21 protein-coding genes are annotated in these 24,130 nt (G+C 66.3%); 19 read left to right on the top strand and 2 right to left on the bottom strand.

Translation table 11 applies throughout. The features are described from left to right. Positions 1–5 precede the first annotated feature (5 nt). From rplC to GOALK_RS17875, 14 genes are all read left to right on the top strand, one after another. Complete coding sequence (gene rplC / locus GOALK_RS17940) at positions 6–662, top strand: 50S ribosomal protein L3 (RefSeq protein WP_005194633.1); 657 nt, start codon at positions 6–8, stop codon at positions 660–662. Next, complete coding sequence (gene rplD, locus GOALK_RS17935; RefSeq protein ID WP_006360250.1) at positions 662–1,351, top strand: 50S ribosomal protein L4; 690 nt, start codon at positions 662–664, stop codon at positions 1,349–1,351. The genes rplC and rplD overlap by 1 nt, the downstream gene beginning before the upstream one ends. 1 nt (position 1,352) lies before the next feature. Beyond that, positions 1,353–1,658, top strand: a complete 306-nt coding sequence (gene rplW / locus GOALK_RS17930) for a 50S ribosomal protein L23 (RefSeq protein WP_005194638.1) — start codon at positions 1,353–1,355, stop codon at positions 1,656–1,658. Between the two features lie 28 nt (positions 1,659–1,686). Continuing rightward, positions 1,687–2,523 carry a 50S ribosomal protein L2 gene (rplB, locus tag GOALK_RS17925; RefSeq protein WP_005194639.1) on the top strand — a complete coding sequence of 279 codons (837 nt, stop codon included), beginning with the start codon at positions 1,687–1,689 and terminating at the stop codon, positions 2,521–2,523. A 17-nt stretch (positions 2,524–2,540) separates the two neighbouring features. After that, the gene (rpsS, locus tag GOALK_RS17920; RefSeq protein ID WP_004020551.1) at positions 2,541–2,822 is read left to right on the top strand and encodes a 30S ribosomal protein S19; all 282 of its coding nucleotides are present in this window, start codon (positions 2,541–2,543) and stop codon (positions 2,820–2,822) included. Then, on the top strand, positions 2,822–3,232 hold the full coding sequence (rplV, locus tag GOALK_RS17915) for a 50S ribosomal protein L22 (protein ID WP_005194644.1): 411 nt from the start codon (positions 2,822–2,824) through the stop codon (positions 3,230–3,232). The genes rpsS and rplV overlap by 1 nt, the downstream gene beginning before the upstream one ends. A gap of 2 nt (positions 3,233–3,234) precedes the next feature. Next, positions 3,235–4,041 carry a 30S ribosomal protein S3 gene (gene rpsC / locus GOALK_RS17910; protein ID WP_004020549.1) on the top strand — a complete coding sequence of 269 codons (807 nt, stop codon included), beginning with the start codon at positions 3,235–3,237 and terminating at the stop codon, positions 4,039–4,041. Between the two features lie 3 nt (positions 4,042–4,044). Beyond that, positions 4,045–4,461, top strand: coding sequence for a 50S ribosomal protein L16 (gene rplP / locus GOALK_RS17905; RefSeq protein ID WP_004020548.1), 417 nt, complete (start codon positions 4,045–4,047; stop codon positions 4,459–4,461). Beyond that, positions 4,461–4,694 carry a 50S ribosomal protein L29 gene (rpmC, locus tag GOALK_RS17900; protein WP_005194647.1) on the top strand — a complete coding sequence of 78 codons (234 nt, stop codon included), beginning with the start codon at positions 4,461–4,463 and terminating at the stop codon, positions 4,692–4,694. Before rplP ends, rpmC begins: the two co-directional genes overlap by 1 nt. Further along, positions 4,691–4,981 carry a 30S ribosomal protein S17 gene (gene rpsQ / locus GOALK_RS17895; RefSeq protein ID WP_006360249.1) on the top strand — a complete coding sequence of 97 codons (291 nt, stop codon included), beginning with the start codon at positions 4,691–4,693 and terminating at the stop codon, positions 4,979–4,981. The genes rpmC and rpsQ overlap by 4 nt, the downstream gene beginning before the upstream one ends. Before the next feature lie 123 nt (positions 4,982–5,104). Then, positions 5,105–6,394, top strand: a complete 1,290-nt coding sequence (locus GOALK_RS17890; RefSeq protein ID WP_006360248.1) for a sensor histidine kinase — start codon at positions 5,105–5,107, stop codon at positions 6,392–6,394. Positions 6,395–6,514: 120 nt separating this feature from the next. Continuing rightward, complete coding sequence (locus GOALK_RS17885) at positions 6,515–7,495, top strand: DUF8320 family protein (protein ID WP_232283189.1); 981 nt, start codon at positions 6,515–6,517, stop codon at positions 7,493–7,495. Then, entirely contained in the window at positions 7,479–8,708 is a 1,230-nt protein-coding gene (locus GOALK_RS17880) for a sensor histidine kinase (RefSeq protein ID WP_006360245.1), read from the top strand. The genes GOALK_RS17885 and GOALK_RS17880 overlap by 17 nt, the downstream gene beginning before the upstream one ends. Beyond that, complete coding sequence (locus GOALK_RS17875) at positions 8,705–9,805, top strand: DUF8320 family protein (protein ID WP_157139170.1); 1,101 nt, start codon at positions 8,705–8,707, stop codon at positions 9,803–9,805. The genes GOALK_RS17880 and GOALK_RS17875 overlap by 4 nt, the downstream gene beginning before the upstream one ends. A 24-nt stretch (positions 9,806–9,829) precedes the next feature. Here the strand turns inward: GOALK_RS17875 and GOALK_RS17870 are convergent, their stop codons facing one another. Beyond that, a complete protein-coding gene (locus GOALK_RS17870; RefSeq protein ID WP_006360243.1) occupies positions 9,830–10,201 on the bottom strand; it encodes a GNAT family N-acetyltransferase in 372 nt (123 codons plus the stop codon). Continuing rightward, positions 10,198–10,695, bottom strand: a complete 498-nt coding sequence (locus tag GOALK_RS17865) for a phosphoribosyltransferase (protein ID WP_006360242.1) — start codon at positions 10,693–10,695, stop codon at positions 10,198–10,200. The genes GOALK_RS17870 and GOALK_RS17865 overlap by 4 nt, the downstream gene beginning before the upstream one ends. A 453-nt stretch (positions 10,696–11,148) precedes the next feature. On the opposite strand from GOALK_RS17865, the gene GOALK_RS23625 reads away from it, so the two are divergent. The 5 genes from GOALK_RS23625 (at position 11,149) to GOALK_RS17845 (ending at position 24,087) form a co-directional block, all read left to right on the top strand. Next, positions 11,149–11,994: a glycosyltransferase family 2 protein gene (locus tag GOALK_RS23625; protein WP_232283188.1), complete on the top strand. Its 846-nt coding sequence runs from the start codon at positions 11,149–11,151 to the stop codon at positions 11,992–11,994. 411 nt (positions 11,995–12,405) lie between these two features. After that, a complete protein-coding gene (locus GOALK_RS24075; RefSeq protein ID WP_006360240.1) occupies positions 12,406–13,890 on the top strand; it encodes an ATP-binding cassette domain-containing protein in 1,485 nt (494 codons plus the stop codon). A 67-nt stretch (positions 13,891–13,957) separates the two neighbouring features. Further along, a complete protein-coding gene (locus tag GOALK_RS17855; protein ID WP_198136089.1) occupies positions 13,958–14,716 on the top strand; it encodes an ABC transporter permease in 759 nt (252 codons plus the stop codon). A gap of 53 nt (positions 14,717–14,769) precedes the next feature. Further along, a complete protein-coding gene (locus GOALK_RS17850) occupies positions 14,770–15,579 on the top strand; it encodes an ABC transporter permease (protein ID WP_232283192.1) in 810 nt (269 codons plus the stop codon). A 372-nt stretch (positions 15,580–15,951) separates the two neighbouring features. Continuing rightward, complete coding sequence (locus GOALK_RS17845; RefSeq protein WP_006360237.1) at positions 15,952–24,087, top strand: non-ribosomal peptide synthetase; 8,136 nt, start codon at positions 15,952–15,954, stop codon at positions 24,085–24,087. The last annotated feature ends 43 nt before the right edge of the window (positions 24,088–24,130 follow it).

Here is a 24,130-nt window from a genome sequence, read left to right as displayed (position 1 = left end):
AAATCATGAGCAACCAGAGTTCATCCAAGGGCATCCTGGGCACCAAGCTCGGCATGACCCAGGTTTTCGACGAGAACAACCGCGTCGTTCCGGTCACGGTCATCCAGGCCGGCCCGAACGTCATCACCCAGCTCCGTACGCAGGACCGTGACGGCTACACCGCCGTCCAGCTCGCCTACGGTGCCATCGATCCCCGCAAGGTGACCAAGCCGGTCGCCGGCCAGTACGAGAAGGCCGGGGTCACCCCGCGCCGTCACCTGGCCGAGATCCGCGTCAACGACGTCAGCGAGTTCGAGATCGGTCAGGAACTGACCGCCGAGATCTTCGCCGACGGCGCGCTGGTCGACGTCACGGGCACCTCGAAGGGCAAGGGTTTCGCCGGCGTCATGAAGCGCCACGGCTTCGCCGGTCTGGGCGCCAGCCACGGCGCTCACCGCGTGCACCGCGCTCCGGGCTCGATCGGTGGCTGCGCCACCCCGGGTCGCGTGTTCAAGGGCATGCGCATGGCCGGTCGTATGGGTAACGACAAGGTGACCACGCAGAACCTCACCGTCCACAAGGTGGACGCCGAGGCCGGCCTGCTGCTGATCAAGGGAGCGATCCCGGGTCGCAAGGGCGGCATCGTGGTGGTCCGCGACGCAGTGAAGGGTGGTGCGAAGTAGTGAGCACCGAGACCACGACCAAGTTGACGCTGGACGTCAAGACCGCCGACGGCAAGACCAACGGAACCGTTGACCTGCCGGCCGCGCTCTTCGACGCTCCCGCCAACATCGCGCTGATGCACCAGGTCGTCGTGGCCCAGCAGGCCGCGGCTCGCCAGGGCACGCACTCGACCAAGACCCGCGGCGAGGTCCGTGGCGGTGGCGCCAAGCCGTACCGCCAGAAGGGCACCGGCCGTGCGCGTCAGGGTTCGACCCGTGCACCGCAGTTCACCGGCGGCGGCACCGTCCACGGCCCGCAGCCGCGTGACTACAGCCAGCGCACCCCCAAGAAGATGAAGGCCGCCGCCCTGCGCGGTGCCCTGAGCGACCGCGCTCGCAACGAGCGCATCCACGTGATCACCGAACTGGTTGCGGGGCAGGCCCCCTCGACCAAGTCGGCTCGCGAGTTCCTGGAGAGCCTCTCCGATCGTCGCAAGTTCCTGGTCGTTCTCGGCCGCGAGGACCTGACGGCGTGGAAGAGCGTGGCGAACCTGGACAACGTGCTCCCGATCGCTCCCGATCAGCTCAACACCTACGACGTCCTGGATTCGGACGAAGTCGTGTTCAGCGTCGAGACGCTCAATGCCTTCATCGAGCAGAACACGGCGGATGCCAAGGCTGCCGTCGAGAAGACAGCAGAGGAGGCCTGACATGACGACCGTTGCCGATCCGCGCGACATCATCCTGGCGCCCGTGATCTCCGAGAAGTCCTACGGACTCATGGAGGACAACGTGTACACCTTCCTGGTGCACCCGGAGTCCAACAAGACCGAGATCAAGATCGCGATCGAGAAGATCTTCGGTGTGAAGGTTGCCAGCGTCAACACCGCGAACCGACAGGGCAAGCGCAAGCGGACCCGCTCCGGCTACGGCCAGCGCAAGTCCACCAAGCGCGCCATCGTGTCGCTGACCGCAGACAGCAAGCCCATCGAGATCTTCGGAGGCTCGGTCAGCTGACCGGGGCTTCAGAGAAGGACTGAGACTCATGGCTATTCGTAAGTACAAGCCGACGACCCCGGGTCGTCGCGGGGCCAGCGGCTCCGACTTCGCCGAGGTCACCCGTGACCACCCGGAGAAGTCGCTGGTGCGTCCGCTCCACGGGCGCGGTGGCCGAAACGCTCACGGCCGCATCACCACTCGTCACAAGGGTGGCGGCCACAAGCGTGCCTACCGTCTGATCGACTTCCGTCGTAACGACAAGGACGGCATCAACGCCAAGGTCGCTCACATCGAGTACGACCCCAACCGCACCGCGCGCATCGCGCTGCTGCACTACGTCGACGGCGAGAAGCGCTACATCATCGCGCCGAAGAACCTGAAGCAGGGCGACATCGTCGAGAGCGGTCCGGCCGCCGACATCAAGCCCGGCAACAACCTGCCGCTGCGCAACATCCCGACCGGTACCCAGGTCCACGCTGTGGAGCTGCGCCCGGGCGGTGGCGCCAAGATGGCACGTAGCGCCGGCGCGTCGATCCAGCTGCTCGGTAAGGAAGGCGCCTACGCCACGCTGCGTATGCCTTCCGGCGAGATCCGTCGTGTCGACGTGCGCTGCCGCGCAACCGTCGGCGAGGTGGGCAACGCCGAGCAGAGCAACATCAACTGGGGCAAGGCCGGCCGTATGCGCTGGAAGGGCAAGCGCCCGACCGTCCGCGGTGTCGTCATGAACCCGGTTGACCACCCGCATGGTGGTGGTGAGGGCAAGACCTCCGGTGGTCGCCACCCGGTCTCGCCGTGGGGTAAGCCCGAGGGCCGCACCCGCAAGAACAAGGCCAGCGACAAGCTGATCGTCCGTCGCCGTCGCACCGGCAAGAACAAGCGATAACAGGAGGAGGTAAGAGAATGCCACGCAGCCTCAAGAAGGGCCCGTTCGTCGACGACCACCTCCTGAAGAAGGTGGACGTTCAGAACGAAAAGGGAACCAAGCAGGTCATCAAGACCTGGTCCCGCCGTTCGACCATCATTCCCGACTTCATCGGTCACACCTTTGCCGTCCACGACGGACGCAAGCATGTGCCGGTGTTCATCTCGGACTCGATGGTCGGTCACAAGCTGGGCGAGTTCGCCCCCACCCGCACCTTCAAGGGTCACATCAAGGATGACCGGAAAGCGAAGCGCCGCTGATGACTACGCAGACCGATAATCCGACCGCCAAGGCCACCGCGAAGTTCGTTCGCGTCACGCCGATGAAGGCCCGCCGCGTGCTGGACCTCATCCGCGGGAAAAACGTGGACGAGGCCCTGGACATCCTGCGGTTCGCCCCGCAGTCGGCGTCCGAGCCCGTGTACAAGGTGCTGGCCAGCGCTGTCGCCAACGCAGAGAACAACCTGGATCTGGATCGCCGGACCCTGGTCGTCGCCACCGCGTTCGCCGACGAGGGCCCGACCCTCAAGCGCTTCCAGCCGCGTGCCCAGGGCCGCGCATTCCGTATCCGCAAGCGCACCAGCCACATCACCGTGGTCGTGGAGAGCCTGCCGGAGAAGGCAGCCGGCGGCCGTGGCCGTTCGCGTCAGCCGAAGAAGAAGGGAGCCTAGTAGTGGGCCAGAAAATCAACCCGCACGGCTTCCGTCTGGGCATCACCACCGACTGGAAGTCGCGGTGGTACGCCGACAAGCAGTACGCGGACTACGTCAAGGAAGATGTCGCGATCCGCAAGCTCCTCTCGACGGGGCTCGAGCGCGCCGGCATCGCGAAGGTGGAGATCGAGCGCACCCGTGACCGGGTTCGCGTCGACATCCACACCGCGCGACCGGGCATCGTCATCGGTCGCCGTGGCGCCGAGGCCGATCGCATCCGCGGCGACCTGGAGAAGCTGACCGGTAAGCAGGTCCAGCTGAACATCCTCGAGGTCAAGAACGCAGAGTCCGAGGCCCAGCTGGTGGCCCAGGGCGTCGCCGAGCAGCTGAGCAACCGTGTGGCGTTCCGCCGCGCGATGCGCAAGGCGATCCAGTCGGCGATGCGTCAGCCGAACGTGAAGGGTATCCGGGTCCAGTGCTCGGGTCGTCTGGGCGGCGCTGAGATGAGCCGCAGTGAGTTCTACCGCGAGGGACGCGTGCCGCTGCACACGCTGCGCGCCGACATCGACTACGGACTCTACGAAGCCAAGACCACCTTCGGCCGTATCGGCGTGAAGGTGTGGATCTACAAGGGCGACATCGTCGGTGGACGTCGCGAGCTGGCTGCGGCCGCTCCGGCAGCCGAGGATCGCCGTCCGCGCCGGCCCAGCCGGCCCCGGCGTAGCGGTGCCTCGGGCACCACTGCGACGAGCACCGACGCCGCTCGCGCGGCCGAGGCCGCTCCTGCCGAGGCCACTGCTGGTGCGGCTGAGAAGCAGGAGGGCTAGGCCATGTTGATCCCACGTCGGGTCAAGCACCGCAAGCAGCATCACCCCAGCCTCAAGGGGCAGGCCAAGGGCGGCACCAAGGTGACGTTCGGCGATTACGGCATCCAGGCTCTGGAAGGCGCGTACATCACCAACCGTCAGATCGAGTCCGCTCGTATCGCGATCAACCGGCACATCAAGCGTGGCGGCAAGGTCTGGATCAACATCTTCCCGGACCGCCCGCTCACCAAGAAGCCGGCCGAAACCCGCATGGGTTCGGGTAAGGGTTCGCCCGAGTGGTGGGTCGCCCCGGTCAAGCCGGGTCGCGTGCTGTTCGAGATGACCTACCCGAATGAGGAGATCGCTCGCGAGGCCCTGCGCCGCGCACAGCACAAGCTCCCCATCAAGACCCGGATCGTGACACGAGAGGAGCAGTTCTGATGTCTCTCGGAGTTGCTGCGAACGAGCTGCGCGAGCTCAACGACGCCGATCTGGTCGACCGCCTGAAGGAGTCGAAGGAAGAGCTCTTCAACCTTCGTTTCCAGATGGCCACCGGCCAGCTCGACAACAACCGCCGTCTGCGCACCGTGCGTCGCGAGATCGCACGTATCTACACCGTCATGCGTGAGCGTGAGCTGGGCCTGGCGTCGGGACCGGAAGGTGAAGACGCATGAGTGAGGACCAGAAAGTGACCGAAACCCAGGCTGCCGAGCGTAACCGCCGCAAGGAGCGGATCGGCTACGTGGTCAGCGACAAGATGCAGAAGACCATCGTGGTCGAGCTGGAAGATCGTAAGAGCCACCCGCTCTACAAGAAGATCATCCGGACCACGAGCAAGGTCAAGGCACACGACGAGAACGGCGATGCCGGCGTCGGTGACCGCGTGCGGATCATGGAGACCCGCCCGCTGTCGGCGACCAAGCACTGGCGTCTGGTCGAGGTGCTGGAGAAGGCCAAGTAAGCCCTCTCCCAACGAGTTCTACCGTCACCGGCCCGTTCCCCACAGGGGGCGGGCCGGTTTCGTCGTATTTGGTCTCAACAGGGGATTGACCGGTCGAGCCGGACGGTGTGAGGCTGAGACGCGATGCCCACCACCGATCTCGCGAGCGGCGACACCCCCGCACGACCCGCGTGGGTGCGGCGCGCATTCGAATCGGATTCGGCGGAGCCGGATCTGGACCGCGTCCGCCGGGTGGGCGCCCGCTTCCTGGGCCTGGGTTTCATCGGTTACCCCGTGGTCTCCGCGGCGTCGATCCTCGCCTCGGCGCCGCTGACCGACGCCTGGTGGCCACCGCTGAGCATCCTGCTGTCGGTCGGACCAGGAATCCTGGTGATCGCGGCGACCTTTCGACCGGGCACGGCGTGGCTCACCCCGCTCGCCCTGACGACCTGGGCCGGGTACATCCTCGGCCTGGGTCTGTGGTTCGTGGCCTGGAACGGGACGACCCTGACGAATCCCGACGACTCGGCGCAGTGGATGGTCGCCTTCTGCGGTATGCCGAGCATGGTGCTGATGCTCGTGCGGCCTAGTCTCGCAGTGGCGGGTCTGCTCGTGTCGTCGACCCTCGCGCACATCTCCCAGCAGCTCGGCCGATTCAGTGAGGTGACTTCCGATGCGCCCGTGGAGATCCTGTGGTCGCTGGTGTTCACCGGTGTCTTCCTCGCGGTCGTGCTGGTCGCGACCCGCACCGGCCGAGAGCTCGACGAGACGCGTGAGGAGACCTACCGCACCGCGGCCAACGTGGCCGCGGCGTCGGCCCGCGAGGTGGAGAAAGAGCGGTTCGACGCCATCGTGCACGACCGGGTCATCGCCTCACTCCTGGCCGTCCGGCCGGGGCGTCCCGACGAGCGGCTCGCCGCCCAGGCCGCGTCGGCCCTCGACGAACTCGCCCGGGTGCCGGGACCCGGGGATGCGGACACCGTGACGGATGTCGAGGTGGTCCGGCGCATCAGGCTGGCCGCCGCCGACATCTCCGAACGATTCGACGTGGAGGTCGTGGGTGGCCGGAACGCCGATGACCAGGACCCCGGTGACCAGGACGGCGTGGAGGTTCGGCGTGCCGAGCCGGCCTCGTATCCCGTCGAGGTCCTCGATGCGGTCGTCGAGGCGATGTTGGAGTCGTTGCGGAACGTGCTGCGCCACGCCGGGGACGATGCCGAATGCGCCGTCATCGTGCAGTTGGCATCCGACGCCCTGAGCATGGCGGTCGTCGACGACGGCGTCGGGTTCGATCCGGAGTCGGTGGCGGTCGGCCGGCTGGGAATCGCGGTGAGCATCCGCGGTCGTCTCGCGAGGCTGCCCGGTGGCCACGCGCGGGTGCACAGTCGCGCCGGGCGGGGGACCACGGTTCAGATCCGATGGGAGCGGCCGTGAGACGAGAGTGTTCTCGCGGCGTCGACGACGCCGAACGCGGCGAGGTCGTCAATGCGTTCGGCATCGGGTCGCGGCCCCTCTGGCTGATGATGGGGCGCGTTCGCATGCGGCTACTTCGCCGTGACGCTCTATGCCGACTCGTCCATCACCGGGTGGTGGCAGTGGACCGGGGTGTTCGTCGGGTTCGTGTTGTTCGTCGTGGCCGGGATGACGATCCTCGATTCGCCCGGGGATCCGCTGCCCGGGTCGACGACCTCCGTCATCGCCGCGATGACCGTCTCGGCGGTGGCCGTGACGCTGTTCTCGTTGCCGTCGCCGCCGTCGCATGTGATGCAGACTGGGCCGCCGATGGGGGCATCGGTGATCATCCTGGCCTTCGTCGCGGTGCGCGGTCGTCCCCTGGCGGCGTGGCTCGCGAGCGGTTGCATCAGCGTCATCGCGGGCGTGTGGGGCGCCGTCTCGACCGCGGGAGCGGTCTGGGGACTGTCGATCACCCTGCCGGGATACGCGATCATGATCATGGGGTCGCTGTTCTCCGTCATGCTGCGCCCGATGGCCCGCAACATCTACGAACTACGCGAGGCCAGCGAACGCCAGGCGGCGCTCGACGCCGCCGCCGCTGCGGCCACCGAGGTGCGGGACCGACGTCTCGCCGCTCTCGACGAACGCGCACGCCCCGTCCTCACACGCATGGCGCGCCGCGAGACCTTCACCGCCGACGAGGTGGCCACGGCCCGGCTGCTCGAGGCGCAATTACGCGACGGCATCCGTGCCTCCGGGCTCGACCTCCCGATGGTCCGGGACGCGGCGTGGCGGGCGCGTCAGCGGGGTGTGCGCGTCGTTCTGCTCGACGACGGCGGGCTGGCCGCGCTCGACGACGCGCACGCGGCCGTGGCGCGCGAACGGCTGGCGAACGCGGTCGCCGAGCTGCTGGACGAGGTCGAGGACGGCCGCGTGACGGTACGCATCCAACCACCGGGTCGCGACGCGCTCGCGTCGGTCGGAGTGGACGCGAGCCACGTCTCTCACCGGGTCGAGTTCCACCCCCGTGTGCTGGTCCGCACCGAAATCGGGCGCGAGGCACGTGCTGAGAACGTCTAGCGCTCGGACGGTCGACGACGGCGCTGCCACCGACGCGGAACCCATCGCGACCAACGCCGATCTGGTACGCGCACAACAGTATGCGGCTCGCTTCGTCGGAGCGGGCGTGATCGCCTACTCCGCGGCGATGCTGCCGGTTCTGATCGGTTCGGCCTCGCTGACGGCTTCGTGGTGGCCGCCGCTCAGCGCAGCACTCATCGTCGGACCCGCGATCGCACTGCTCGTCGGTAGTTTCCGTCCGACGACGGGATGGATACTGTCGGCGGGCATCTGCAGCGCCGCCGGTTACCTCCTGGCGACGGCATTGTGGTTCGTCGCATGGAACCCCGACACCGCGGGCGGGTACGGACGGTGGCCGGTGTGGCTGGTGCAGTTTCCCGGCGTCCCCGGGCTCGCGTTGGTGATCGCGCTCCGGTTCGGCTCGGCGATCGGCTATCTCGTGGTGGCGACGGCGATGGTGCACACCGCCAATCAGCTGGCCGTGTTCGGTGGTGTCCGGGCGACGATGTACACGAGTACCGCCCTGACCATCGGGCTGACGGGGGTGTTCATGGCGGTGGGGATTGTGACGATGCGAACCGCTCAGAAGCTGGGGGAGACGCGCTCCACCGCGGTGCGGGCGGCGGAGGTGACCGCGTCGGCGGTCGCACGGGAAGCCGAACGCTCCCGCTATGACGCGTTGATACACGATCATGTGATCGCCTGCCTCCTCGCGCTGCGGCCGTCGACCCAGGACCAGCGGGTGGCCGAGCAGGCCCGACAGGCTCTCGGCGAGATCGACGCCTGGCGTCGCGGCGACCGCGATGTGGGCGGTGACGTCGTCCCGACAGAGTTGCTCCGGAAAGTCCGGCTGACGACCGCACAGATCGACGACGACGTGGAATTCACCGTCCACGTCGTCGACAACGGCCAGACCTATCCAGCGGAGGTCGTCGAGGCCGTGCTCGCCGCTCTGTCGGAGGCGATGCGCAACAGCGTGCGCCATGCCGGGGACCACGCGGAGCGGGTCGTCGGTGGTGAACTCGCGGCCGACGCGCTCTGGGTGGGCGTCGCCGACGACGGAGTGGGGTTCGACCCCGGACATCTCGACTCGTCGCGCTTCGGCGTCGACGCCGGACTCATCGGTCGAATGCGCGCGATCGGCGGCGACGCGGAGGTGCGCAGCGCTCCCGGCCGCGGGACGGTGGTGAGGCTCTCATGGTCGCCGAGATGAGCGGCGCAGGCATCCAGGCGTCCGCCGCAACTGCTTGCGCGGCCGCCGGGACCGGCGGTCAGGACGACGACCTCTTCGGGTTTCGATCCCGCGCAGTGCTTGTCGCGCTCGTCGGATTCGCGGTCGCGTACGTGACAGTGACCGTCGGAACCGGCCTGCACATCACCTCACCCCGTCGATGGGCAGGCTTGATCGTGGCATTCGGGCTGCTGGTGGTCACGGCACGACGGGTGGTGCGACTCCCGGACGGCCGATGTGATCGACGGTCGGCCGTTGCGGCCGCCGTCGCGGTGCTCGCCGCGACCGGGATTTCGTGGTGGTCGCTGCCCGCCGAGCAGTACATGACGCTGCAGAACGGCCCGGCGACCGCAGGAGGAATCGTGGTGCTGACGCTCGTCGCGGTGCGTGGGCAGCCGGGAATCGCGTGGGCCGGCGCAGTGGCGATGAGCGTGCTGTGCGGGCTGTGGGGTCTCGACCGGGGCATCGGCTTCGTTCCCGGCGTGACGATCACCGTGTGGGCATACCCGGTTCTCGTCCTGTCGGCGCTGTTCCTGCTCATCCTCCGGCCGATGGCCGATCAGAATGCCGAACTGCGGGCCCGGTCCCTCCGGGAGGCGTTCGACGCAGCATCGACGGAGGCGGCCGCCGACGAGCGCCGGCGCAATTTCGAGGACTTCGAGCAGCGTGCGCGCCCGGTCCTGGAGCGCATCGCCGCGGACGACGAGTTCTCGTCGTCGGAGATCGCCGAGATGCATCTGCTCGAGGCCCAGCTCCGCGACGGCATCCGGGCACCCGACTGGGACACGCCCGCGATCCGGGATGCGGTGTGGGCGGCGCGAGCCCGCGGGGCGGTGGTGATCCTGCTCGACGACGGGGCGCTGCAATCGCTCGATGAAGAAGACCGCGCTTCGTCACGCGATCGGATGGCGCGCCTGTTGCTCGATGAGTTGGCTGCCGACAACGAGCGGGTGACAGCCCGGATCATGCCGCCGGGCCGACCGGTGGCGGCGTCCGTGGTCGTCTCGTCGCGAGACTGCACGCGTCGGATCGAGATGACCGCAGAGGGCGAGGTGGTGCGGAGCGTCTCGGGCACGTGAGGACGAGATTCAGACCAGTCCGGATCAGGAGCGCAACCACTCGAGGACGGCCGGCGTCACCGGAGCGGTCGCGTCGGCATATTCCGGGTGTTTCTTCAGGAACGAAGCCACCAGCGGGCACACGCCTACGATCGTGAGGTTGCGTGCGCGGGCGTCTTCGAGGGCTTCGCACACCAGGATCGTCGCGAGACCGCGTCCGCCGAACGCCGGGTCGACCTCGGTGTGGAAGAACACCCGCTCGGTCGTCGGAGCGTCGTCGGTCCCGGAGACCCGGTCGCGGTACTCGGCGAAGCCGGCCAGTGCGTCACCACCGGGCGCGTCGACGTGGATGTCGTAGCGGCGTGCGGCGGGGTTGTCGCGGACCGTGGTCTCGGCGCCGGTCTTGTCCGCGGTCATCGCTGCACCGCCACGATCGGGCCGTGCACGGACGAGGGGAAGTCGATCCACTTGTCGGTCGTCCGCCAGCTGTAGTCGGGGATCGTGATGGTGTGCGGCTTCTTGTAGAGCACGGCGTTGCGGACCTCGGCGACCCGTCCCTGCTCCTGGCAGAAATCGTTGACCAGTTTGAGGGTCTTGCCGGTGTCGGCCACGTCGTCGACGACGAGCACCCGCTGGTCGGTCAGACCGCTCGACTCAAGGAGCGAGGGCAGCATCACCGGTTCGGACAGTGTCTCGCCGACGCCGGTGTAGAACTCGACGTTCAACGAGATCATCAGCTTGCAGTCCAAGGCGTAGGCGAGGGCGCCGGCCGGGATCAGGCCGCCGCGGGCGATGCCGAGGATGATGTCCGGGACGAACGCGTCGGCGGCCACCTGCTCGGCGAGCTCACGGCAGGCGACGCCGTTGAGCTCCCAGGTGAGCACCTCGCGCTCGGGAGATGGAGTGGTCATGGGGACACTCTTCCAACCAGCGCCCAAGTGCACCACCTGGGGGGCGTTGAACAGGAGTCATCGCACACCTGCCTTGCCGCCGCCAGGTGTTCGCCCGTGACGGCGAAAGCGGAGTTTGGCACTCGCCTGCGCGTTGTACGTTCGTGCGGCCAGAAGATGACAATCAGGCGCCGAGATCGTTAGCTCTTGAGAAAGAAGTCTGTACGTATTGCCGCGTACACGTTTCTCTTGCGCTCTGCGGAATGTCTTGACGGGGGCTGTATGTGACCGTATTATCGATCCTCGTCGTGTCCGAGTATCGTCGCCAGCACATATCCGCATGCTTGCAGATCATGGAGATTCTTTCGTCAAGCGCAAATAACTGGGGGCTCGTGATTCGTCGACCGAATATCGATTTGGTCTACTTACATCACCCCGGGGCTGGAGGCTCATTTGAGTACCTTGACTGTTGTAGTGCCTGCATACAATGAGGCCAAGCGAATCGCTGCATGCCTCGAGCATTTGGTCAACCAAACTAGGACAATCGACCAGATTATCGTCGTGGATAATTCATCGACGGACGAAACTGGTGAAATAGTCGACGAGTTTGTCTCGGCTCATGAGAATGTAACCCGAGTCGTAGAATCACAGCCCGGCGTTATCCACGCCAGACGGCGCGGGTTCGATTTGGCGACCTCGGATCTCATTGCCAAGACCGACGCTGACTCCCGTGTGAGAGAAGATTGGGCCGAGCGAATCGTCTCGTTTTTCGACTCCGACCTTGGGCGCGACTATGCAGGTCTCACCGGATTGGTGCTGTGCTGGGACGGCCCAGCGCCCGGATTTCAACGCAAGCTTTTGACATGGAACCTCGGCCGTTTGAAGGATGGCGGTCAGATCGGCAGCTTGAACGGTATCAATTATGTGATCAAGCGGACGGTTTGGACTCAGGTTCGTGGCACCCTGCAGACCAATCCGGATAGCTGGGAGGACTTAGATCTCGGCCTCGCGCTATCGGAATCAAATTTCAAAATGTACTTCGATCCACGGGTGCATGTCGATACATCGTGTCGGCAACTGCGACACTCTCCGTGGAAGAATCGCTTTTATATCAGCGGTGGTGTACGGACTGCAGCACGTAGAGGGAACAAACGTGCAGTAAAGGCCCTGAAGATCGAGCGGCCCTTTCGTTTCGCTTCTTTTACCGTCATGTGGCTCATGTTCCGACCTTGGGACCCCGAGAAAGGGAACTGGCGGCCACACCGACTGCTGACGAGGCTGCCACGTGAGCGTGCGCTCGTCACAGAGGCGAGGTCCTGAGTAGGTCTCTGTCAGTTGTGCAAATGGGAAGTTTTACAGCACGGAAGCTGGCTTCCGTCACCGACGTCGTACACCCGGACACCTGGTCAACGAACCACGGAACCCAACCCCGACGGAAGTCCACGAACCGACACCGCCCGAGCTGGTGGGGCCGAGTTCATTCGGTTGACCGATCTCGAGGTGGGAGGTACACGGCTACGCCCATGCAGGGTATCGCCAGGGTAACGCTCTACGGTGCGATCTCGACAGTCAATAAGGACTGGCCGGGCCTGATTCGTGCGCACGCGCAAATCGTGCGTAAGTTTGTTGGTGTGGATGCGACTTGCGCTTGCTCTTGGGGTCGTGAAGGCCGAACGATGTCGTCCCGGCTTCAAGTCCGTCTACTCCTGTCCCCGACGCGTAGAGGAAGACATGTCCGACGCTAGTGGTCAGCGACCATACGGCGCCTCCCACGGGCCTCGGCACGAGCGGCAGGACCCGCCCCTGGTGCCGTTGTCAGAGGATCCGTTTGTCATGCCGGACCCCGTCGAGGAGCAGCTTCGACGCTGGCGTAGTGAGCGTGCCTACCGTCCGTTGCGCATCATCGACGATGCTAACCGCGGAGACCCCTCCGAAAACGGTGGCGCACCTGCCGGGACCCCGCAGGACCCTTCTGTCTACGAGGCGGACTCAAGTCACACCGAATCTGAGTCGTCTCATTACGCGGCGCCCAGTGTCGCGAAGATGGATGTTCCGCCGACGCCCGTTCCGGCATCCGTCTCAGAGCGCTTCGGTTTGCCGTCACCGAAGACTCGGGGGCGGAATGGATACACAGTTGCGTCTACGACAGACAAAGTGGCGTCCGGTGCTGTTCCCGCGTGGCAGACACGGTCGACCGACGGCCCCGAATCCAGCACAAAATCGATCCGCACACTCCAGGCTCCGACCGAACCCGCCGTCTTGCCTGCGCCGGCCATCGAGGCAAAGAACCTCCATAAGCGTTTCAAGGACATGGTTGCTGTCGAGGATGTCAGCTTCACAGTTCCATCGGGCAGTATCGTCGCGCTCCTAGGGCCGAACGGTGCGGGCAAGACGACAACGGTCAACATGCTTTGCACCCTGCTGAAACCGGACGGTGGCACCGCCACAGTGAACGGATACCACGTTGAGGTCGACGCGGCCGCAGTCCGGAAGTCAATCATGCTGACTGGTCAATTCGCTGCGCTCGACGAGTCGTTGACCGGACGCGAAAATCTGATTCTGTTCGGGCGGCTGCTCGGTCTCGACAAACCTGCCGCACGTGCCAGGGCGGACGAGCTTCTCGACGTCTTCGCGTTGACGGATGTTCGTACCAAGCGTGTCCGAGAGTACTCGGGCGGTATGCGCCGGCGCATCGACATCGCGTGCGGTCTGGTCACTTCGCCGAAGGTCGTCTTTCTGGACGAGCCAACCACCGGTCTCGACCCACGCAGCAGACAAGAAGTATGGACGCTGGTGGAGAAACTCCGAGACTCAGGCGTGACAATTCTTCTGACGACTCAGTACTTGGAGGAGGCCGATGTGCTTTCCGACAACATCGTCGTCATCGACAAGGGCCGAGTCATCGCCGAAGGGACCTCCGACGAACTGAAGGCATCCACGGGGTCCGCGTGTTGCGAGATCACGCCGACCGATCCTGCCGATCTCGTCACGTTGCGTACGATCCTCGCCGATCTGATCGGTGATCACAGTCAAGAGGAGACCGATCACTTTGTTGCGGTTCCGGCGCCGGGTGGGCCGGAGACTCTCGTCGAGGTGATACACCGCACGTCTGCTGCTGGGATCGCGCTCTCCGATGTAGCGATGCGTCGCCCGACCTTGGATGAAGTCTTCCTGGCACTGACCGATCCACGACGGGACCGGAGTAACTCGCAGTGAGTATCGGCAACCCGAGTCAACCGGGAGGACCAAGGTGGGCCCTGTCACTGTAGTGATCGAACCGCGAGTGCGCCCCGTGCAGCAATGGTGGACGCTGTTTGGCAGAGGCATCAATCAGGTAATTCGTGGCGGTGAGGCAATCTTCGCATTTATCTCACCGGCGATGTTGGCAATCTGCTTTTATCTCCCACTGCGGAGCATCGTCGAGGTTGCGCCAGGCGTGAATTACGGACAGTTCCTGATGCCGATCATTTTGCTGCAGTCGGTCAACTTCGCTGCGTCGTCAGCAGCGATGCGGGCGGCGTTCGACGGCGTGCAGGGGATCAACACCCGCTTCCGAGTGATGCCGATGTCTCCACTGGTGCCTATGCTCGCGCGCACCGCGACGAACGCGGTGCTACTCACAGTTTCGCTATCTTGTGCGGCTGTCGCGTGCCTGCTCATCGACTGGCGGCCAGGCGGTGGAGTCGTCGGTACGATTGGTCTTTTCGGGCTAGCAGCTTTGGTCGGTGCGCTTTTTTCTTGGGTAGCCGACGGAATAGGACTCGTTGCGGGCAGCCCCGAGGCGACAAGCCAGGCGTTGGCACTACCGACCCTCATCCTTGGGATGATGTCGACGGGGTTCGTACCTCTCTCGCAATTTCCCGAGTGGATTCAGCCGTTCGTTCGTAACCAGCCGATTTCGCAGTTCTCTGACGCGATGCGTGCGTTGGACAGCGGGGCTGCGACGTGGTCAATCTTGCAGCCGTCGCTGTGGTGGTGTGCAGGGTTGGCGGCGACGGCTCTTCTTCTTCTGGCAGTCAATGTTCGGAGGACTCGGAAGTGAGCGTGGTTCCCAAAACGACGGACGACAAGTCGGAGCGCCCGCAAGGCGGATTTATCGCGCGCGTGCCAACCAATGTCCCTGCGGAGTCTTCGCTACGTGCGTTGTGGCGGCAGAGCATTCCGTTGGCCGGAAGACAGATCGTAGTGTTCGTTCGCGACAAGCCGACGCTGGTTCAAGCGCTCGTGTTCCCGGCGCTGAGCATGGTCATGTTCAAAGTCGTCCTGGGAGACGCAATCGGGTCCGCTACCGGTCAGAACAGTGCTTACGGAACGGTGCCGCTGGTGATACTTGTCGGAGCTATGTTCGGCTCAATCGCGTCTGCGACTCGCTTGAACCGGGAACGGTCCACCGGCTTGCTCGCACGGCTGTTCGTGTTGCCGATCCACCGCGCCGCCGACCTGACGTCTCGGGTGGCCTCCGAGTTGGCTCGGATTCTCGTCACGACTGTCATTCTTCTGGCCGCCGGGCACTTGATCGGCTTCCGCTTCACTCAGGGGTTTGGATCTGCGGTCGGTTTGATACTGGTCGCGCTAGCCTACGGCGCCGCGTTCGCGACTCTCACCCTTGCGCTTGCAGTCAGTGCACGGCCGGGCGCCCCGATCGTGCCGTATCTTGGCTTGGTCTCGAGCCTACTGATGTTCTTCAACTCGGGATTTTCCCCAGTAAGTGCCTACCCGACCTGGCTTCAGCCGATAGTTGAGAATCAACCCATGTCGCCAGCCATCGAGTCCATGCGCGCGCTGGCAGCGGGTGGTCCGCTCGCCGAGAACCTGGTGAAAGTCGCGGTTTGGACCGTGGTGATTCTGGTCATTTCCATTTATCCAGCTCTTCGCGGTTATCGAAAAGCCGCAAGGGACCGATGATCGCGAACCGATCCAGTGGCGTCCGGGTAACGAATGACGCTCGGTATGGCTTCAGCCCCGCCGACGCGGACCGCCCCGCCATCGGACGCGAGCTCATTAACGCTGGCCAGCGGCCTATGGGCCGAGTGCGGCGCTCGCCGGGTGCGGTCGTCTCGCCGGGCTCGGACACGCCGCGGCGCGTAACAAGGAAGGCGGGTACGGCGATGGCATTCTCAGAGGCTGGCCCCGCATCCCGATTTCATGAGACCCCCTCGCGTGAAATAGCATGGAGATTCTGTGTCGGCGTCCGATGTGGAGGGTCTGAACGATTACTAACAGCAGTGTCGTGAGGTCTAATCGACTGCAGGACTAGCGAGGGAGAGTTCAGAGGACGTGGCAATCGCCGATTACCGTGCGGATACGCCGGGTGAGGTGGACGAGACCATTCAGGTCCTTCCGCTCACCGCGGCGCAGCGCGGCATGTGGTTCGCCGAGTCGCTGTCGTCCGAGTACTCGGTCAACATCGCTCAGTACGTGGACATCCGCCATGCGCCGGGCGGACTGGATGTCGAGCTCTTCGCCCAGTGCTGTGTCGAGGTGGGCAAACTCGTCGAGTCGCCGTTCGTCCGTCTGACCGAGATCGACGGAATCCCCATGCAGTACGTCGACGTCGACTTCGACCAGTCCGTCGACATCCTGGACTTCCGCTCCGAACCCGATCCGGTCGCGGCGGCGATGCAGTGGATGCAGGCCGAGTACCGGCAACCGGTCGACCTCCTGACCGACCAGTTCATCATCGTCTCGATCCTGCTGATCTCTGACGATCGCACGTTCTGGTACAACCGTGCCCACCACATCATCATCGACGGGTACGCCGCCCTGTCGATCATGCGTCGCACTGTCGATCGCTACAACGCCCTCCGCCGGGGCGAGGAACCGCGCGACAAGCTGCCGGCCTCGATGGCCGAGATAGTCGCCTACGAGGAGTCCTATCAGGGCAGCACCCGCCGGGAGACCGACCGCGCGCACTGGCTCGAACGCGTCGCGGACCTGCCGGAGCGGGTGACGCTGTCGAAGGTCGGCACCACCGGTTCGCTGTCCTTCGACAACGTGGTCGCCAGTGCCGCCCTGGGCCCGGATCGGCAGCGCCGGTACGAGGCCCTCGCCGGCGAGCTGAACAGTTCCCTGGCAGTCCTGATGACCTCTGCGTTCGGTGCGTTCCTGGCACGCATGAGCAACCACGACGACATCGTCCTCAGCCTTCCGGTCACCGGGCGGGCCACCGCGAAGATCAAGATCTCCGGCGGCATGGTGTCCAACATCCTGCCGATCCGGTTGCGCGAGGTCTCGTCGAAGTCGGTCCGCGAGCTGATCCAGACCGCGCAGCTCGAACTGACCGGTGCCCTGCGGCACCAGCGGTACCGCTCCGACGACATCCGCCGCGACGCCGGTCTCGACCAGAGTTCGGTCTCCTTCGGACCCACCATCAACATGGTGTTCTTCGACGAGCAGGTCGCCATCGACGGCACCGACATGGAGTACCGAATCCTCACGTCGGGCATCCTCGAGGACCTCCTGATCAACCTGTATCAGTCGAGCCCCGGGGCGCCGCTCGTCGTCGACCTGCACGGAAACCCGCACCTCTACTCGCACGGTGAACTCGACGGGCTGCATCGGCGGTTCCTGACGTTCCTCGACCGGTTCCTCTCGGCCGGGGCACTCGACACCCCCGTCGCCGATGTCGATCTGCTCGCCGACTCCGATCACCGGCTCCTCGACTCCCTGCCGCAGCCGCTACCGCGGCCGACGACGCCGACCCTGGTGGAGATGTTCGACGAGGTCGCGACCGCCCACCGTCACCGGGGAGCGGTCTCCGATGCCGACGGCGCGACGCTCAGCTACGCCGAACTCGCGACCCGTTCGGATGCGATGGCGCGATCGTTGCGTGCCCGTGGCGTCGGAGCCGGCGATCTGGTCGGGGTCGCCACCGCGCGTGACACGAGCCTCGTGGTCGTTCTGCTCGCCGTGCTGAAGGCGGGTGCCGGGTATCTGCCGCTGGACACCGGCAACCCGGAGGAGCGTCTGCGCTACATCGTCGATGACGCCGCCCCGGCGTGCCTGGTCGTCTCCGACGGCGAGGCGCCCGGATGGGCAGGGGAGTGCGAGGTCGTCGAGACCGGAGCGCTCCTCGCCGAGGCCGAGACACCCGAGGTCTCCGCGCTCCCGGCGCCGCGTGGACCCGCGACTCCGGAGGCGACGGCCTACGTCATCTACACCTCCGGGTCGACCGGGGCGCCCAAGGGCGTCGAGATCGTGCATCGCAACGTGGCCACGCTGCTCGACGCAGCGTCGGCCGACTTCGATTTCACGCCCGAGGACGTGTGGTCGGTCTTCCACTCCTATGCCTTCGACTTCTCCGTGTGGGAGATCTTCGGTCCGCTGCTCACCGGCGGACGGGCCGTGATGGTCGACCGTATGGTCGCCCGGGCCCCGGCCGAGTTCCTGCAATTGCTCGCCGACGAGGAGATCACGGTGGCATCGCTGACGCCGTCGGCGTTCAGCATCGTGGCCGACGTCCGTCGCCGTACCGGGACGCCACTGGCGTTGCGCTACATCGTTTTCGGCGGCGAGGAGCTGCGCTTCGACGAGGTGCACAACTGGTACGAGTCGTTCGGCGACGAGATCGAACTCGTCAACATGTACGGCATCACCGAGACGACGGTTCACGTCACCTACCGTCCGCTCGACCCCGACCTCGTGCGCGGGGAGAGCGCCAGTCTCATCGGTCGTCCGCTGAACTCGCTGGGCCTGCGGGTGCTCGACAACCGCCTGCACCCGGTGCCCGAGGGCGCCGTCGGCGAGATCTACGTCGTCGGTGGGCAACTCGCGCGCGGATATCGCAACCGCCGCGCTCTCTCGGCCACCCGGTTCGTCGCGGACCTGCACGGCACCGGTGAGCGGATGTACCGAACCGGCGATCTCGGCCGGCGTATCGGTACCGACGTCCAATACCTGGGGCGTGCCGACACCCAGGTGCAGCTGCGGGGATTCCGGGTCGAACTCGGCGAGGTCGAATCGGCTCTGCGGGCCGTCGACGGAGTGGCGGCGGCGGCCGCCGTCGTCACCGACGCCGCGTCGGCCGGTGGGGCGAAGCTGATCGGCTACGCGGTCACCGAAACCGGTGGCGGGCTGGACGAATCCCTCATCCGGGAACAGGTCCGCGCCCACGTGCCGGGATACATGGTGCCCGACGTCGTGATGCTGATCGACGAGCTGCCCCTCACCGCGAACGGAAAACTCAACCGGCAGGCGCTGCCCGCCCCGGTGTTCGCGCGCGACGAGAAGGTGGCCTATGTCCCGCCCTCGACCCTGCGGGAACGCGAAGTCGTCGCGATCGTCGAAGAGCTGCTCGACATCGAGCCGATCGGGTTGCAGGACAACATCTTCGCGCTCGGTGCGGATTCGCTGACCGCGGCCCGGCTGGCGTCGCGGCTGCGTACCGTCGCCGGCCTCGACATCAAGCTGGCCAACGTCTTCGAGAGCCAGAGCCTCGGCGACATCATCCGCGTGGCGACGCCGGTGGCCGACGACGCCGCCACGCGCCGTCCGGAGCTCCGGCCGCTGCCACGTCCGGACCGGATCCCGTTGGCGTTCAGCCAGCGTCGCCTGTGGTTTATCAACCGGCTCGACCCGACGTCGGCGGCGTACAACATCCCCGGCGCGGTACGGCTCGGCGCCGACGTCGACGCGGCCGCGCTGGCCGGTGCGATCGACGACGTCATCGCCCGTCACGAGCCGCTGCGGACCACGTTCCCCGACGAGGACGGCGAGACCTTCCAGTTCATCCATTCGGCCGAGGCCGCCGCCGCGGCCCGGTTGTTCGACGTGGTCGACGTCGCACCGGCGGATACCGAGCGCAGGCTCGCCGACTTCGCCGTGACCGGCTTCGACCTGAACTACGAATATCCGGTCCGCGCACGACTTTTCCGCGCCGTGTCGACCGACGGAACGCTCGATCACGTCCTGGTCGTGGTCATGCACCACATCGTCGGCGACGGCGCCTCGCTCGGACCGCTGATCACCGACGTCCTGACGGCCTACGCCGCCCGGCTCGCCGGCCGGCCACCCGCCTGGCGTCCGCTGCCGGTGCAGTACGCCGACTACGCACTGTGGCAACGCGACGTCCTCGGCGAGGCCTCCGACGAATCATCGCTGATGTCGGCCCAGCTGGACTTCTGGCGCACCGAACTGGCGGGCATGCCCGAACTCATCTCGCTGCCCACCGACCGGGCGCGTCCCATCCGGCCGTCCGGCGCGGGCGGCTACGTCGACACGATGCTCGACGCCGACACCGTCGCCCGGCTGCACGCGGTTGCCGCCCACCACGGGGTGACCGTCTTCGCGATCTTCCACGCAGCTCTCGCGGTGATGCTGTCGCGTCTCAGCGGCAGCGACGACGTGGCCATCGGCACGGCGATCGCCGGGCGGGACGAGCCGGAGCTCACCGACCTGATCGGCATGTTCGTCAACACGCTCGTGCTGCGCACCCGCGTACACCCCGACACCGATCTCACCAGCCTTCTCAACGAGGCCAATCACACTCGCGCGCAAGCGCTCAGCAACGCCGACGTCCCCTTCGAGCAGGTCGTCGACGCGGTGGGCGCACGCCGCTCCACGGCGCATTCGCCGCTCTTCCAGGTCGAGCTGGTGATGCAGCACGATCAGGTCGAGCGGCTCTTCGAGGACGAGGCCGGAATCAGCCTCATCGACGCGCGGGCCCCGTTCGCCAAATACGACCTGTCGCTCAGCGTCGTCGAATACGCCGACTCCGGCGACCACGCCGGGCAGATCTCGGTGGCGTTCGGCTATGCCCGCGATCTCTTCGACGAGCCGACGATCGAACGGTTCGCGCGCTACCTCCACGACGTGCTGGGCACGATCGCCGGCTCGCTCGAGCGTGACGACGCCGGACAGGCGCTGCGCGTCGACGATCTCTTCGCGTTCCCCGAGGCCGAGGTGGACACGGCCCGGGGCTGGTCGCGTGGTGCCCCACTCGAACTGTCCGCGCCGGATCTGTCCGCCGCGCTGCTGACCGGGTACCGACAGGACCCCGAGGCGGTCGCACTGGTCTTCGCCGACCGCGAAGTCACCTACGGCGAATTCGCTCTCCGCGCAACGGCTCTGGCCCGCCAGCTGATCGCCGACGGCGTCGGTCCGGATGTCGCGGTGGCCGTGTGCATTCCGCGCTCGGTGGAACTACTCGTCGCGGTGCACGCCATCGTGCTGGCAGGTGGTCAGTACGTGCCGCTCGACACCGAGGCGCCGGTCGACCGCGCCGACTACATGCTCGAGACCGCCGGTACCCGGCGCGTACTCGTCGGACCGGGGCCCCGCCCCGCCGTGGTCGACGACCTCGCCGACCGCGTCACGGTCACCGTGGTCGACGCCGCGGCCGAGGTCGACTCGGACGCGGCACCGCTCGCCTCGACCGAGCGTTGCGGGCCGCTCGGTCCGGAGAACGCCGCGTACACGATCTTCACGTCCGGGTCGACCGGACGCCCCAAGGGTGTCGTCGTGTCCCATCGCGCGATCGTCAACCGCCTCGACTGGATGCAGGAGCACTACACGCTCACCCAGCGCGACGTGGTGCTGCAGAAGACGCCGGTGACCTTCGATGTGTCGGTGTGGGAGCTGTTCTGGCCCTTCATCTCCGGATCTCGGCTGGTGGTCGCCGAGCCCGGCGGGCACGGGGATCCGTCGTACCTCGTGGACATCATCCAGGACGCGGACGTGACCACACTGCATTTCGTGCCGTCCATGCTGTCGACCTTCCTCGACGTCGTCGGTGCGGACCGGCTGGCCGAACTGAGCTCGTTGCGTCAGGTGTTCACCTCGGGGGAGGCATTGACCGCCTCGACCGCGAGTGGCCTGCGCACCGCGCTGCCCGCCGTCGGGTTGCACAATCTGTACGGGCCCACCGAGGCCGCGGTCGACGTCACCGAGCACAACGTCCGCGGTTCGGAGACGGTCGTACCGATCGGGCGACCGGTGCCCAACACGACGATCCACGTCCTCGACCACCGGCTGCGTCCGCTCCCGGTCGGCGTGCCCGGCGAGATCTATCTCGGCGGCTTCCAACTGGCGCGCGGATACGTCTCGCAGGGCCGGCTCACCGCTGAACGCTTCGTGGCCGACCCGTACGGTTCGGCCGGGTCGCGGCTCTACCGCACCGGCGATCTCGGTAAATGGAGCCCCGCCGGAGAGATCGAATATCTGGGCCGCAACGACTTCCAGGTCAAGCTCCGGGGTCAGCGCCTCGAGCTCGGCGAGATCGAGTCGGCGCTGATGTCGGTGCCGGGCATCGTCCACACGGCGGTCACCGTCGCCGACCTCGCTGCCGGACAGAGTCTCGTGGCCTACTACTCGCCCGACTCCGTCACCCCGGCCGAGGCGCAGTCGCATCTGACCGGAACCGTGCCGGAGTTCATGGTGCCGACGATCTGGATGCCGTTGCCGAGCATGCCGCTCAACTCGGCGGGCAAGGTCGATCGAAAGGCGTTGCCCGCGCCGGTGATCGAGACCGCCGAATTCGTGCCGGCGAGCACGGAGACCGAACGGATCGTCGCGCGGGTCTTCGCCGATGTCCTGGGCGTGGATCGGATCAGCGTGGCCGAGTCGTTCTTCGACCTCGGCGGGAACTCGCTGAGCGCGACCAAGGTCGCCGCCCGGTTGTCGGCCGACCTCGAGGTCGACATCCCCGTCGCCGCGGTGTTCGGTGCACCGTCGGTGCGCGCGATGGCGACGTTCGCCAGCGACCACGGAACTCCCTCGCGCCGGCCACGTCTGTCGGCTCGCACGCATGGGGACCGCGCGCCGCTGTCGGCCGTGCAGCGCGGGATGTGGCTGATCAACCGCGCCGATCCGGCGTCGCCCGCCTACAACGTCGCGATGGCGTTGCGACTGTCGGGACAGTTGGACACCGACGCGATCGGTGGCGCCATCGAGGACCTCATCGACCGTCACGAGTCGATGCGGACGCGCTATCCGCTCGTCGACGGTGAGCCGATCCAGCTCGTGCTCGACCGAGACGCCGCGCTGGATCTGCTCGAGCGCAGCGTCGTCGACGTCGACGCCGATCCGGTTCCGGTGATCGCCGAGTTCACCGGCCGCGGCTTCGACGTCACGGTCGCACCGCCGCTGCGGATGATGTTGCTGCGGCTCACCGAGACCGAGCACATCCTGGTCTTCGTCGTGCATCACATCACCGCGGACGGCGCCTCGATGCTGCCACTGGCCACCGATGTCATGACCGCCTATTCGGCGAGGGTGGCCGGCCGCCGGCCGGAGTGGCAGCCGCTCGCGGTCCAGTACCTGGACTACACGCTGTGGCAGCAGGAGGCCCTTGCCGTCCCCGGGCCCGACGGGACGACCGAGGCGGACCGACAGCTCGCCTATTGGGCCGACCGGCTCCACAACGCGCCGGCCCGGCTGGAGTTGCCGACCGACCGTCCCCGCCCGCGGACGCCGTCCTTCGTCGGCGAGGAGGTGCGCTTCGACATCGACGGCGGCCTGGTACGCAAACTCGAGGCGGTCGCGCGCCAGCACAACGCGACGCTGTTCATGGTGATGCAGACCGCACTGGTGGTGTTGCTGAGCCGGCTGACCACCCAGCGCGACATCGTGATCGGCACGCCGTTCGCCGGGCGGGGTCAGCCCGAGCTCGACGGCGTGGTCGGGATGTTCGTCAACACGCTGGCCCTGCGCTCGCGGCTGCAGGACGAGGAGAAGTTCGCCGAGCTCCTGCAGCGTGTCCGCGACGAGGATCTGGCCGACATGGCGAACGCCGAAATCGCGTTCGATACGATCGTGTCATCTGTTCTCTCCTCTCCGCCCACCAGTTACAATCCGATCTATCAGGTGATGTTCGCCTACCAGAACTTCACCATCCCCTCGCTCGACATGGACTCGATGACGATTTCCCCGGTATCCGAGCAGTTGACCCCAGCCAAGGTGGATCTCCAGCTCACGTTGTTCCCGGACGATTTCGGTGCACCGGCAGCAAAGGACGCTGATTCAATGACGGGCCAGTTGATCTACGCCGCCGACATCTTCACCAAGAGCACGGTCGAGACCTATGCGCAGCGCTATCTGCGCGTCCTCGAGGAGGTGTCGGAGAACCCGCAGGTGCTGGTGGGTGACATCGACATCGCGACCGCCGCCGAGCAGGTGGCGGCCGATGAGATCGCCGGCGCCGAACTCGCGGTCGCGCTCCCCGATCTGGTCGCCCGGGCCACGGCCGCCGCGCCCGACGCCATCGCGGCCGCACATCAGGATGCGCAGGTAACGTTCACGGTGCTGTCGTCGATCAGTGATGCGATGGCTGCCGCACTCCCTGACCCGGACTCTGCCCTCACCACCGCGCTGATGAGCTTGTTGCCCGGCCTCGCGGTGTCGGGGCCCGACGCACTCGGTGACGTACTGGGAGAGCTCCGCACCAACGCCCTCCGGGTTCTGGATGGCGCGCCGTGACCGGAGGCGGGTCCCGCGGGAACGAAGCAGTGCAGTCGACCAA

It is taken from the genome of Gordonia alkanivorans NBRC 16433 (genome assembly GCF_000225505.1).
Lineage (GTDB): Bacteria > Actinomycetota > Actinomycetes > Mycobacteriales > Mycobacteriaceae > Gordonia > Gordonia alkanivorans.
This window is presented reverse-complemented; position numbering and strand designations above follow the sequence as displayed.

Coding starts and splice junctions, on each gene's coding strand:
- rplC (WP_005194633.1), top strand. CDS start 6: ATGAGCAACCAGAGTTCATCCAAGGGCATCCTGGGCACCAAGCTCGGC.
- rplW (WP_005194638.1), top strand. CDS start 1,353: ATGACGACCGTTGCCGATCCGCGCGACATCATCCTGGCGCCCGTGATC.
- rplB (WP_005194639.1), top strand. CDS start 1,687: ATGGCTATTCGTAAGTACAAGCCGACGACCCCGGGTCGTCGCGGGGCC.
- rpsS (WP_004020551.1), top strand. CDS start 2,541: ATGCCACGCAGCCTCAAGAAGGGCCCGTTCGTCGACGACCACCTCCTG.
- rplV (WP_005194644.1), top strand. CDS start 2,822: ATGACTACGCAGACCGATAATCCGACCGCCAAGGCCACCGCGAAGTTC.
- rplP (WP_004020548.1), top strand. CDS start 4,045: ATGTTGATCCCACGTCGGGTCAAGCACCGCAAGCAGCATCACCCCAGC.
- rpmC (WP_005194647.1), top strand. CDS start 4,461: ATGTCTCTCGGAGTTGCTGCGAACGAGCTGCGCGAGCTCAACGACGCC.
- rpsQ (WP_006360249.1), top strand. CDS start 4,691: ATGAGTGAGGACCAGAAAGTGACCGAAACCCAGGCTGCCGAGCGTAAC.
- GOALK_RS17890 (WP_006360248.1), top strand. CDS start 5,105: ATGCCCACCACCGATCTCGCGAGCGGCGACACCCCCGCACGACCCGCG.
- GOALK_RS17875 (WP_157139170.1), top strand. CDS start 8,705: ATGAGCGGCGCAGGCATCCAGGCGTCCGCCGCAACTGCTTGCGCGGCC.
- GOALK_RS17870 (WP_006360243.1), bottom strand. CDS start 10,201: ATGACCGCGGACAAGACCGGCGCCGAGACCACGGTCCGCGACAACCCC.
- GOALK_RS17865 (WP_006360242.1), bottom strand. CDS start 10,695: ATGACCACTCCATCTCCCGAGCGCGAGGTGCTCACCTGGGAGCTCAAC.
- GOALK_RS24075 (WP_006360240.1), top strand. CDS start 12,406: ATGTCCGACGCTAGTGGTCAGCGACCATACGGCGCCTCCCACGGGCCT.